We start from the raw sequence: 12,414 nt of genomic DNA on the forward strand, positions 1-12,414 counted from the left end.
TAATTATATACATAATTTAAGGGGGGAGTTTAATGTGCAAAGCGATAAGCGTGGCGGGATGGTTTATTAATAATGATTTTAAACCTACCAACGATAAAAGTGGAAATTTAAAGTTAAATAAACTATTATATTTTGCACAAATGATAAGTTTAATTAAAAGAAATAAACCATTATTTGAGGAAGAGCTATATGCATTTGAAAATGGAGTTGTTGTAGAAAAAATAAGAAAAGATTATTGTAACAATTATGATGATTTTGTTAAGTTAGCTAAAGAATATGATAAAAACTTTAATGAAGATGAAATAGATATATTAGAATCAACTAAGGAATTATTTTTAAATGTAAGTCCAGAAGATTTATCAGAATTAACACATCAACATAAATGTTGGAAACATTATTATAACAAATCTATTGAAGAGGCTAAAGGTTACAAATACAATAAAGAATCAGCTAGAATGCCAATCGGTGTTATAAAAAATGTTTATAAAGATGATTTATTATTGATAAAAAAGATGGTTGATGCATTGGAAATAAGTTATGATATTAAGGAAGAAAAGATTGTAATTAATAATACTGAATTTTATTATAATCCGGAAGAACTATGTATAAATGAAGCTATAAAGCAACAGTTGGAAGAATTCCCTAGTTATGATGAAGCGTATTCATTATATATAGATGAAGAACAAGGATTAGTTGTCTATTAAATGATACAACCTGGCAATGGTCTTTTACTAAGAATTAATTTTGCAGATGGGGGAATATGCAAAGCAGAGAGGACATTTTTAGTAATAGATAATCAAGATCAACAATTTTGGTTGCTTAATGTTTCTAGTATAAAGGGCAAAGAGTGGAAGTTAGGAATGGAGTCTAATATTGAAATTACTAAATATAAACCACCTTTTGTTAGACCTTCTTTCATAAAATTAGATGCTTTATATGTTATTCCAAAGGAGAAAATTTTAAAATCAAAAGTATTGTGCAAAGGAAGAAAGATCAATCCTAAGGAACTAACTTTTATTAAAAATCAATTTAATCATTTTAAGAATACACATAAAATATTATCTAAGGTTTGTACTGCTACAGAATTAATAGAAGGTAATGAAAAATATCATAATGATTTATTTAAAGAAGAGGCAGCAGTAACAAACTTAAAAACAGAGTATAATGTATAAATACTTCCTATATTCAAAACATCTTTATAATAAAAGAAGATCTAAAGTTTAAGCCTTAGATCTTCTTTTTCTATTTCTCCTACATTTACACATATTACATCTTATTAAATATCCAGGACATACATCTAGAGCATTGCTTATACTAAGTAAGAAAGATACTCTAATATCATACTTGCCTTTTTCGATTTCACTTAGATAATTTTGGCTTATTCCAATTCTGTAGGCTAAATCTTTTTGAGTTAATTTATTTAGAATTCTATATTCTCTAATTGCTAGTTTGTACATTGCTACCACCTTCTATCACCGAATCTAATTATAAACGGGCTATATATGCTTTGTATACAGGTAACTTATGGTAGGTTATTGCACTTTATGTTTCTTGTTTTAACTTTATGCACCTTATACAATTTAATTTAAATAAAATGTATTTAAATGAGGTGGATTTATGTTAGTACATAGAACAAGAATAAGTAACTCGATAGATAAAAAGCTATATGACAAATTAAAAAAACTTAGTGAAAAAACAAGGATCCCAATGAGTCGATTATTAGATGAAGCAATAGAAGATTTATTAAAGAAGCATTCTACTAAAAAGTAGGGTGCTTTGTCGTTTTTTGTCGTAAATTTTATCAGAATTGTCGAAACTATCGGGGCACCCGATACGATTCCGTGTTATTATAAATTTAAAGATAATTATCTGTAAAAACAAAATTGAGTAACTTGAATTACGAACGTACGTTTGGTATAATAATACTAATTAATTGGAAATAATAATTTAGCTGTAAGGAGAGATACATATGGAACAAAATTATATGGAAAAAGATTATATAGAAGAAGTATTTGAGGATTTATTTTTTAATTCTGCTATAGAAAGAGAATTTTTAAGTGAAGATTATATTATAGAAAAAGCAAAATATGATAATATGTATAAAAAACTAAATGAGAAGCTTCAAGAAGGAGATAGGGTAATATTAAACAGTTTAAAGGAAATTCAAAATGAGTTGATATGTTTAAGATTGAAAGAATGTTATGATAGGGCTTTAAGAGATAGTATAAAAATATTAAAACATTTAAAAGTAATATAAAATATAAATAAACCCCAGGTGGTTTAATCCTGGGGTTTATTTATATTCGCTTAAGACAACACTTTTGTGCGAACAGTTCTGGTGCCGAAGGCGGGAATCGAACCCGCACGAGGTTTAAGCCCCACTGGATTTTGAATCCAGCGCGTCTGCCAGTTCCACCACTTCGGCAAGTTACAAAAAAATAATATCATATAGACCCATAATAGTCAAGTATATTTTATAAATGGACAAATAAAGGGTTTCTAGGATATAATTATTTCATTAAAATTATAATTATATTTTTGGGAGTTGAAAAATATTGGCATATACAGCTTTAGATTTATTAGATAAAATAATTTATGTAGAGGAGAAAAAGAGAGATATTTGTGGAGCTGGATTAGATAAGGCAAAAAATGATATGAGAATATATATACTTATAAAGGTAATGATAAGAAATTTAGATAGAAGTATAGAATTTCATAAAGAATTAAAAGAGCAAATGTTGAAAAGTAAAATGGAAGAAATTGATTTTATTGTATATGATAAAATATCTTTTTTAATAGATGAATTTAGTACTAAGCTTTTAGCACCAGATATTTTTAATATTAAAGGTCTTATCAAATTTTGTCTAGAGTTTCAAAATGATATTTTAGCACTTTGTATATATATTCAAGGTAGAATTGTTCAACGAGAAGAGGATATGAATACAAGTACATACAAGGCATTAAATGCTATGATAGTTGAAAAGAAAAAAGAGATAAAGAACTTAGAAGAATTTGATAAAAAATATTGCTAACTTAAATGAGAGGGAAGCCCTCTCATTTTTCATAATATTTAGCTTGCTACATCTCCATAGGGATTGAAAACTATAGACTTAATTTCACTAGGCTCAAAATTAGGTATAGAGATGGTTTTTAAAAATTCTAAAGTAGCTAGTGGAGCTGAAATTAAATCTAGATTTTTATCCATAAGGGCATATTTTAAGTATTCATTGTAATAATTACAATATGAAAAATAATCCTTTCGTTCTCTTGAAAAAGATGAGTAGTCTTTATCACAGGTGTTAATAATATTTCTACATAGATACAGATTACAAGGATGAGGTCTTAGAGAAAAATCTAAAGAACATCCTTTATCTGTAACAAAAGAACATTTTCTAAAAAATAATTTATAGTCAAAAGAACTTTCAGTATATTCATTTTCTCTCATAAATTTGTAATATTCTTCTTCTTCAAAGGAACCTTTAACTTCTATGAAATAACTGGATATATTTGAATTTTTATTGTTTAGAAGAGAAATTATGAAATTTTCTTTACCAATATTTAGAATATTTTTTATGTTTAATAAGGTATACTTTGGAAAATACCAACAGCAACCTCTATTTTTTACTGAAGTAAATGATGTTGCCTCTATTTCTTTGCTGCAATGTCCACAATAATTGCATTTAAAAATAGGAGTATTGTTTACAAATTCGTATTCTAATTTATGCATATTACACCTCCAAAAAATTTAATAATATAAATTTAATTCAATAAAATGTAAATTACAATATGTATATATAATAAAAAATAAATATAAATTAAAGGTAGAAAGGCATAATTTAAATAAAATAAACTAATGAGGTTCTATAGAAAATAAAATGAAATTTGAAAAAAAAAGTAATTTATGAATGAATAAAGGCAAAATATATATTAAAATAGTACTTAGATAAGATTAGTTAATATATTTATTTGAATGGAGAGATACACAATGCTTAGATTTTTAGACGCTGGAGAATCCCATGGTAAAGCTATGATGTCTATAATAGATGGAATTCCATCTAACTTTAAAGTGGATATAGATTTTATAAATAATGAATTAAAAAGAAGACAAAAGTGCTATGGTAGAGGAGGCAGAATGAAGATAGAAAAAGATAAAATACAATTTTTATCAGGATTAAGAGGAACTATGACAACAGGAAATCCAATTACCATGGCTATATATAATAATGATTCCCCTAATTGGGAAAAAATATTATCAGGAGAAGTAAAAAAAGATGAAAAAATAACCATTCCAAGACCAGGACATGGAGATTTAGTAGGATATTTTAAATATGGTACAGGAGATATTAGAGATAGCATAGAAAGAACATCTGCAAGAGAAACCAGTATAAGAACTGCCGTTGGAGCACTTTGCAAACAAATTCTAAAAGGTATTGGTATAGAAGTGAGAAGTAAGGTTTATAGTATAGGAAATCTTTTTGATGAAAAGGTAGATTTATTTGACCAATGCAAATACAAAAAAATAGATAACAGTTTACTTAGATGCTATAATGAAGAGGTAGAAAAATCTTTTGTAAAAAAAATAGATATTTGCAGAGAACAAGGAGAAACTATAGGAGGAACAGTATTTTTATCTGTAAGAGGTGTGCCGATAGGACTTGGCAGCTATTCTCAATGGGATAGAAAGTTAGATGCTCTTCTTAGTTATGCAATCATGTCACTACAAGGAGTTAAAGCTATAGAATTTGGAAATGGTATGAATTTAAATTTAAGAGGAAGCACTTTTAATGACGAAATTTTATATGAAAAAGGAAAATTTAAAAGACCTACAAATAATTGTGGTGGCATAGAGTCAGGAGTTTCAAATGGGGAAAATATAGAAATGAAAGTGTATATAAAACCTATACCTTCTATTAAAAAAAATATTAGAACTGTAAATTTAAGAAATAGAAAAGAAACTACTACAAGATACGAAAGATCCGATGTATCTGCTGTTGTGCCAGCATCTATTGTTTTAGAAAATATAGTTGCTTTTGAAATATTAAAGGAAATATTAAATAAATTTCCTTCAGACGAATATTATGAGTTAAAGAGAAATATATCACATTATAGAGGAACCATATATTTAAGATAGATTTTGATAGGAGAGATATTAATGCCTAAAAGGGATAAATTAGTAATATTAGATGGTAATAGTTTAATGAATAGAGCTTTTTATGCTTTACCACCATTAACTAACCATGAGGGAGTTCATACAAATGCAGTATATGGATTTACAAACATGCTTTTAAAAATTAAAGATGATATAAAACCAGATTATATAGTGTGTACCTTTGATAAAAGTGCACCTACATTTAGACATCAGGCTTATAAAGACTATAAAGCAGGAAGAAAGAAAATGCCAGAGGAACTAAGGGAGCAGTTTCCTATAGTAAAGGGTTTGCTTTCTAAATTGGCAATAGAAATTTTTGAAATAGAAGGCTTTGAAGCTGATGATTTAATAGGTACTTTATCTAAATTTGCAGAAGAAAAAGATATAGAAGTTTACATAGTAACTGGAGATAAAGATGCTCTTCAATTGGCATCAGATACTACAAAAATATTATTTACAAAGAGAGGTATAACTGAAAGAGAAATATATGACAGACAAAAGGTAGTAGATGAAATGGGTGTTACTCCCACTGAGTTTATAGATGTAAAAGGACTTATGGGAGATCCATCTGATAATATACCTGGAGTTCCTGGTATAGGAGAAAAAACTGCACTAAAGCTCATAAAAGAATATAGTAGCGTAGAAAATGTATTAAATAATATAGAAAATTTAAGTGGTAAAAAATTAAAAGAAAATTTAATAGAAAATAGTGAACAGGCTATATTTAGTAAAAAACTAGCTACTATTATGAGAAATGTTCCAATAGACATAGATTTGGAAAAAATTAAATCTAAAGAAGAATATGATATAGAAGCAGTAAGAGAAATATTTATAAAACTTCAATTTAAGTCTTTAATAGATAAAATACCTAAAGGTGAAAATCATAAAGAAGTAGAAGAGGAAGAAGAGCTAGTATATGAAGAAATTCATACTATAGAAGATTTAATTAAATTGTGTACTGAAATAGGAAATAAAGATGAAAAAATATATGTAAATTTTAAAAGCACTGATACAAGTTTATATTCTAAAATATCTTTAGAAAAACTATATATATTATTTAAAAATAAGTGCTATGTAGTTAATATAGAAGAAAGAATTGAAGAAAATAAAGATAAAACCATAGAAATATTAAAAACTATTTTTGAAAAAGAAGCCGTAAGAGTAGTAAGTCATGATGTAAAAGTTCTGTCTATGGCTCTTAAAAAATTAGATGTTGAATTTACTAAAGCTTTATTTGATTTGAAAATAGCAGCATATCTTATAGATTCTTCAAAGTCAGATTATGACTTGTCCACATTAATACAAGAATGTTTAAGTAAAATAGTAAAAGATGATGAAGAAAGAGAAATAAGAGAAACTTCATTGTTAGAAAAATTATGTGCAAACTTAAAAGAGCAAATTATTAATTTGGAAATGGAAAAACTTTATTATGAAGTAGAGCTACCGCTAGCTTTTGTTTTAGCCAATATGGAATTAGAAGGTTTTAAAGTAGATGGAGAAATGCTAGAAAATATAGGCAAAAAGCTTCAGAGGGAGATAGAAAAAGTTCAAAAGGAAATATATGAACTAGCTGATGAAGAATTTAATGTAAATTCACCAAAACAATTAGGAAAAATTTTATTTGAAAAATTAGATTTACCTGTTATAAAGAAGACAAAAACAGGATATTCCACTAATGCACAAGTCTTAGAAGTCTTAGAGGATAAACATCCTATTATAAGTAAAATAGGTTACTATAGACAACTTACAAAACTATATTCAACTTATGTAGAAGGATTAAAAAATGTTATAGATGAAGATGGAAGAATACATTCAAGCTTTAATCAAACTGTAACAACTACAGGGAGACTTTCAAGCACAGAGCCTAATCTTCAAAATATACCTATAAAATATGAAATGGGAAGAGAAGTAAGAAAGGTATTTGTACCAAATTATGAAAATAGTATTATACTATCAGCGGATTATTCTCAAATAGAATTAAGAGTTCTTGCACACATAGCAGATGATGAAAACTTAATAAATGCATTTAAGCATCATGCAGATATACATACAAAAACTGCATCAGAAGTTTTTAAAGTACCAATAGATGAAGTAACAGTTAACATGAGAGGAAATGCTAAGGCAGTAAACTTTGGAATAGTTTATGGAATAGGAGATTTTAGTTTAGCTAAAGACTTAAAAATATCTAGAAAAGAAGCAAAGGGGTATATAGATACTTATTTTGAAAGATATCCTAATGTTAAAAAATATATGGATGAAACTATAGATAAAGCTAAAAGAGATATGTATGTTACAACAATTTTAAACAGAAGAAGATTCATACCTGAAATAGGGAATAAAAACAAAATAGTAAAGGCTTTAGGGGAAAGATTAGCCATGAATACACCTATTCAAGGAAGTGCCGCTGATATAATAAAAATGGCTATGGTAAAAGTCTTTAATGTACTTAAAGAAAGAGATTTAAAAAGTAAAATAATATTACAAGTTCACGATGAGCTTATATTAAATGTTTATAAAGATGAATTAGAAGAAATTAAAAGTATAGTCAAAGACTCTATGGAAAATGTATTACCACTTAGTGTACCACTTGAAGTTGATATAAATGAAGGAGAAAATTGGTATGATGCTAAGTGATGTAGATTTAGAATGGCTTAAAAAAAAGTATTGTATAAAAAACAAAGGCAAGTTTCTAAAAATAGGTTTAACTGGTGGCATTGGTAGTGGTAAAAGTACTATTTCTAAAATGTTTAAAAATATGGGAATAGATGTAATAGATGCAGATAAAATAGCAAGAGAAGTTTTAGAAAAGTACCCTCCAATACTAGAATATATAGAAGAAAATTTTGGAGAACAATATATAGATGAGTTTGGTAATTTAAATAGAAGAGAATTTGGAAACCATATATTCTCTATTTCAAAGAAAGAAAGAGAAAAGTATGAAAATATAATAATACCTTATATAAAGTTAGAAATAGAAAATCAATTTAAGCTGTATGAGAAAATTGGAAAAAAGGTTTGCCTATTGGATGCACCACTTTTAATAGAACAGGATATGCAAAAAGATTTGGATTTTACAGTACTTTCATGGGTGAATAAGGAAACACAAATAAAAAGGGTTGGAATTAGGGATAATTTAAGTGAAGATGAAATATTAAATAGAATAGAGGCACAAATTTCATTAGATAAAAAAAGAGAGTTAGTGGATTTTATAATAGATAATAGTAATACCATTGAAGAAACTAGAGTACAAGTGGAAAAATTATTTCAATTTATCAATTGTTTATAGGAAGTGGGAGGTTAAATTGAAAAGGTTATTTAAATTAGTTTGTATAATTATTGCAGTAGTGATATTAGTAAATTTATCAATGCTTTTAGGAAAAAAGATGTATCCTTTAAATTATTCAGAGAACATATTTTATTATTCAAATAAAAATAATTTAGATCCTTATTTAGTAGCGGCTATAATAAAAGCGGAAAGTAATTATAATAAAAATGCAGTTTCCTGCAAAAATGCTTCTGGTCTTATGCAGATAACACCAGAAACAGGTAAGTGGATAGCAGAGCAGATGAAAGTAGAAGATTTTGATATAAAAAGATTACATGAACCCGAATTAAATATATCCATGGGATGTTGGTATTTAAATAATTTAAGATCTGAATTTAAAGATATGGATTTAGTTATAGCAGCTTACAATGCAGGTAGAGGAAATGTTCAAAAGTGGTTAAATAACGCTGATCACTCTAAAGATGGACAAAATCTACACAATATACCATTTAAAGAGACGGATAAATATGTAAAAAAAGTAAGGGTTAATTATAAGATATATAAGTTTTTATATGATAGATAGTTAATTTATAGGCAGTTCGTTATTCATTAATTATGGTGTTGACAAATGCAATAAGAATAGTATAATCATATTTGTAATGCAGGTGTGCTGGAATTGGCAGACAGGCACGCTTGAGGTGCGTGTGTTCAACGAACGTATGGGTTCAAGTCCCTTCACCTGCACCAAAAAAATACACTTGAAAATATAAATTATATTTGATATAATACAAATAAAGAACAAAAGAATAATTTCTGAAATATTTGAGGGTTCCATATTTTGAACCTACAGATCATAAACGGGAGTTCAAAATTTAGATATGAAATGACCTATAAGACCAGTTTAAGGCAAGGACAATGCAGTATCTGTGAGAACACCCACCTATCAGAAGATAGGGTGTCAAAATTGGAGCAAACGGTATTTTGGATTTCAGTAGAAAATTAAGAGAGACAATTCGTCTCTCTTTTTATTATTTTTTGATTTTTAAATGAAAATATCAGTTTGAATATTTTGTATACAGATTAAATTGATTTCATTGACAAATTTTATTAAAAATTGTACCATAAGGTAAATGAAGTGAAAAATTCCCAATGATTTAAATATTTTAAAAACACCTAAAATCACAATTTACTATTTTTACCACATGCACATAATTTATTAGGAGGGACTGTTTGAAAAAATTAATTTCAATTTTAATTTTAGTTATTTCAATGTTCTCATTCTTTATATTATATGATGAATTTAAAAAAACTGAAGCTTTTAATATGAAGAATATAGAGAACAACTTAGAAAATGGTTATGATGTTTTATTACCATCAAATATAAATAGTCTACCAAGAAGAGATCAGTATGAAATTGTAACTAATAGCACTAAATGTACTATGTCATCTATATTTTTTACAAGAACTGATAGAACAGGTAAAAAAGAAAAGATAACAAAATATATATATACTATGAAAGATGATTATATGGATAAAATTAATCTTTCTAGTGGTAAAAAACTTGATAAAACCATGATGAATTCAAATTATTTTTTATCAACAGAGAATACTGGAGATAAAAATCAAGTAGGGGTTATTGAAAGTATTAGTGATGATTTTATATTTGAAGTACGTACACTAAATAATATGTTAGATGATGGATTGAAGATTAGAGGATATTGTGTGCTTGATTTTCCAAAAGATAAAACTATAGAAGAAAATATAAATACATTATGTGAAATTTATGATGTTAATACTATAGAACATAATAAAGCAGCAATTGTTGGCTGGGTAGATAATAAAAACTCATCTTATATTTTAGTTTTATTTTCTATATTAGTCTTATTAATATTATATGATATATTAAATTCTTATAAAAAAATAGGAATTAAAAAGATGCTAGGATATTCAAATTTAGATATTTGGAAAGAAGATATTTCTAAATTATTAATTATTCAAATAGGTTCTATAATTATTTCAACAATTTTTATGAGCATATTTTTAATTAATAAGTATAATGGAGTATATTTAAAATTTTTAAAGAAATTAGGATTGAATTATTTATTAATTACAATAATACTTTTGATTGTTGCATCAATACCCTACATTTATGTACAAACTATAAAAATATCTTCTATATTAAAAAATAAAAGACAAACTAATGAAATATTAATATTTAATACGTTAATTAAAATTGGATTAGTTGTGGGATTTATTATTTTATTAAATATTCAAATCACAAATTTTGATGAATTCAAGAAATTATATAATGGTTCATATAAGCAATGGGAAGATGCTAGTGATTATGTAACTTTAAATTTGGACACGTTAGATTCTAATGTTATATATTCTGAAGAATTTTTAAAAAAACAACAAAATTTATATAAAAAATTCAATGCGGATGGTGCCATTGTTGCTGAGTTTTCTAAATATACAAAATTAAGTAAGGATGCAAATTCTAAGATTAAATATTTTAAATTTAACGGAATAGTGAACCCAAATTATTTGAGGAAATATCCTGTTCATGATAATAAAGGAAATAGGATCTTTATCTCAGAAAGAAATAAAAATTGGGTGATTTTAGTTTCTGATAAATTTAAAAATGACGAAAAACAAATAAGAGAAAATTACCAATCTTTTAAGGAACGTTTGCAAGATAATACATATAGAGAAGTAGAGATAATCTGGACAAGACCTAATCAAAAATATTTTTCTTATAATGTAAATGTAAATCCTAAAGAGGGAAATTATGTAGAAGATCCGATTATTTTAGTTGGTACTGAAGAAGGATTATTTCCTTACTGGAATAGTGTTATATTTAATACAGATGGAGACCCTGTTAAAGTTAAAATTAACAAAGAAATTTCACTATATGATCAAATAAAACCTATTATAAATTCAGTTGGGATAGATACATCAAGTCTTAGAATTAATTTCGCAGATGAAGAGGTTGTGTCAATTAGTAATGAATATAAAAATATGCTTAAAGTTTTAATAATGGGAATGAGTTCTATTGCCATAATGTTAGTAATTATTGTAACTCAAAGTGTATTAAACTTCTTTGAAGAATATAAAAAAATTATTTCTATAAGAGGTTTTCACGGATATAAATCCTTTGATAAATATAAAGAATATTTATGGATAATAATAGGGAGTTGGGTTGCAATAGTTATTACATCTATTATTTTAAATAAGGCAAGTTTAAATATTATATTATCTGTAGCTTTGGTTGGATTAATATTTGAATGTGTGTTATCTATAATATCTTTAAACTTAATAAATAAAAAGAGATTTACAGAAGTTATGAAGGGAGATTCTTAATATGTCAATTGTAAAGATGGAGAATATAACTAAAAAATTTGGAGATAAAATTATACTAAATAATTTTTCACTAGATATACAAGATGGAGAACTCCTAGCTGTAACTGGAGCAAGTGGAAGTGGAAAATCTACTATATTAAATATAATAGGGCTTTTAGAGGGTTTTGATTCTGGAAAGCTTATTTTAGATGGTGATGAAAATATAAAAATAAATTCATCGAAATCAAATAAGATATTAAGAGAAAAAATAGGATATTTATTTCAAAACTTTGCATTAGTAGATGAAGAAACAGTATATTATAATCTACATTTAGCACTTAAATATGTTAAGAAAAATAAAAAAGAAAAAGATGAATTGATAAAAAATGTATTAAAGCAAATGAATTTAGAAGGATATGAAAAGAGAAAAATCTTTGAGTTAAGTGGCGGAGAGCAACAAAGAGTTTCAATAGCAAGATTATTATTAAAACCAAGCAAGATAATTTTAGCTGATGAACCAACGGGATCATTAGATGCTAAAAATAGAGACTTAGTATTATACTATTTAAATAAACTCAACAAAGAAGGAAAAACAGTAATAGTAGTAACTCATGATATGGAAGTTGCTAAAAAGTGTCATAGAACTATATCTTTAAATTAA

At 26.3% G+C, this 12,414-nt stretch carries 13 protein-coding genes, 2 tRNA genes and 1 other RNA gene; 13 read left to right on the top strand and 3 right to left on the bottom strand.

From position 1 onward, the window contains the following. Positions 1 to 32: 32 nt before the first annotated feature. A complete protein-coding gene (locus B5D21_RS05790; protein ID WP_011100264.1) occupies positions 33 to 704 on the top strand; it encodes a Panacea domain-containing protein in 672 nt (223 codons plus the stop codon). Next, a complete protein-coding gene (locus tag B5D21_RS05795; RefSeq protein ID WP_011100263.1) occupies positions 705 to 1,172 on the top strand; it encodes a hypothetical protein in 468 nt (155 codons plus the stop codon). It abuts the gene before it with no gap. Positions 1,173 to 1,220: 48 nt separating this feature from the next. Here the strand turns inward: B5D21_RS05795 and B5D21_RS05800 are convergent, their stop codons facing one another. Next, positions 1,221 to 1,457, bottom strand: coding sequence for a helix-turn-helix domain-containing protein (locus B5D21_RS05800; protein ID WP_052042365.1), 237 nt, complete (start codon positions 1,455 to 1,457; stop codon positions 1,221 to 1,223). A 160-nt stretch (positions 1,458 to 1,617) separates the two neighbouring features. Here B5D21_RS05800 and B5D21_RS05805 point away from each other — a divergent pair, with 160 nt between their 5' ends. Both B5D21_RS05805 and B5D21_RS05810 read left to right on the top strand, forming a co-directional pair. Continuing rightward, on the top strand, positions 1,618 to 1,770 hold the full coding sequence (locus B5D21_RS05805; RefSeq protein WP_035124563.1) for a ribbon-helix-helix domain-containing protein: 153 nt from the start codon (positions 1,618 to 1,620) through the stop codon (positions 1,768 to 1,770). A 199-nt stretch (positions 1,771 to 1,969) separates the two neighbouring features. Beyond that, complete coding sequence (locus B5D21_RS05810) at positions 1,970 to 2,257, top strand: hypothetical protein (RefSeq protein ID WP_035124561.1); 288 nt, start codon at positions 1,970 to 1,972, stop codon at positions 2,255 to 2,257. Between the two features lie 79 nt (positions 2,258 to 2,336). Here B5D21_RS05810 and B5D21_RS05815 read toward each other — a convergent pair. Further along, positions 2,337 to 2,425 (bottom strand) — tRNA-Leu (locus B5D21_RS05815). 130 nt (positions 2,426 to 2,555) lie between these two features. Here B5D21_RS05815 and B5D21_RS05820 point away from each other — a divergent pair. Continuing rightward, the gene (locus tag B5D21_RS05820; RefSeq protein ID WP_011100262.1) at positions 2,556 to 3,032 is read left to right on the top strand and encodes a hypothetical protein; all 477 of its coding nucleotides are present in this window, start codon (positions 2,556 to 2,558) and stop codon (positions 3,030 to 3,032) included. A 38-nt stretch (positions 3,033 to 3,070) separates the two neighbouring features. Here B5D21_RS05820 and B5D21_RS05825 read toward each other — a convergent pair whose 3' ends face one another. Continuing rightward, complete coding sequence (locus B5D21_RS05825; RefSeq protein ID WP_011100261.1) at positions 3,071 to 3,727, bottom strand: hypothetical protein; 657 nt, start codon at positions 3,725 to 3,727, stop codon at positions 3,071 to 3,073. A gap of 258 nt (positions 3,728 to 3,985) precedes the next feature. On the opposite strand from B5D21_RS05825, the gene aroC reads away from it, so the two are divergent. The 8 genes from aroC to B5D21_RS05865 all read left to right on the top strand — a co-directional run bounded on the left by aroC (position 3,986) and on the right by B5D21_RS05865 (position 12,414). Then, on the top strand, positions 3,986 to 5,131 hold the full coding sequence (gene aroC, locus B5D21_RS05830) for a chorismate synthase (protein WP_035109083.1): 1,146 nt from the start codon (positions 3,986 to 3,988) through the stop codon (positions 5,129 to 5,131). 21 nt (positions 5,132 to 5,152) lie between these two features. After that, positions 5,153 to 7,783: a DNA polymerase I gene (gene polA / locus B5D21_RS05835; RefSeq protein ID WP_035109085.1), complete on the top strand. Its 2,631-nt coding sequence runs from the start codon at positions 5,153 to 5,155 to the stop codon at positions 7,781 to 7,783. 109 nt (positions 7,784 to 7,892) lie between these two features. Next, complete coding sequence (coaE, locus tag B5D21_RS05840; RefSeq protein ID WP_046656111.1) at positions 7,893 to 8,435, top strand: dephospho-CoA kinase; 543 nt, start codon at positions 7,893 to 7,895, stop codon at positions 8,433 to 8,435. Positions 8,436 to 8,451: 16 nt separating this feature from the next. Beyond that, a complete protein-coding gene (locus B5D21_RS05845) occupies positions 8,452 to 8,997 on the top strand; it encodes a lytic transglycosylase domain-containing protein (protein ID WP_035109086.1) in 546 nt (181 codons plus the stop codon). 78 nt (positions 8,998 to 9,075) lie between these two features. Then, positions 9,076 to 9,161: transfer RNA gene (locus tag B5D21_RS05850), tRNA-Leu, on the top strand. A gap of 60 nt (positions 9,162 to 9,221) precedes the next feature. After that, positions 9,222 to 9,406: non-coding RNA, 6S RNA (gene ssrS, locus B5D21_RS05855), on the top strand. A 238-nt stretch (positions 9,407 to 9,644) separates the two neighbouring features. Next, a complete protein-coding gene (locus tag B5D21_RS05860) occupies positions 9,645 to 11,774 on the top strand; it encodes a bacteriocin-associated integral membrane family protein (RefSeq protein ID WP_011100256.1) in 2,130 nt (709 codons plus the stop codon). A gap of 1 nt (position 11,775) precedes the next feature. Further along, positions 11,776 to 12,414 (top strand): ABC transporter ATP-binding protein, encoded by a 639-nt coding sequence (locus B5D21_RS05865; RefSeq protein WP_011100255.1) that lies wholly within the window; start codon positions 11,776 to 11,778, stop codon positions 12,412 to 12,414.

Source organism: Clostridium tetani (assembly GCF_900167265.1).
Lineage (GTDB): Bacteria > Bacillota > Clostridia > Clostridiales > Clostridiaceae > Clostridium_G > Clostridium_G tetani.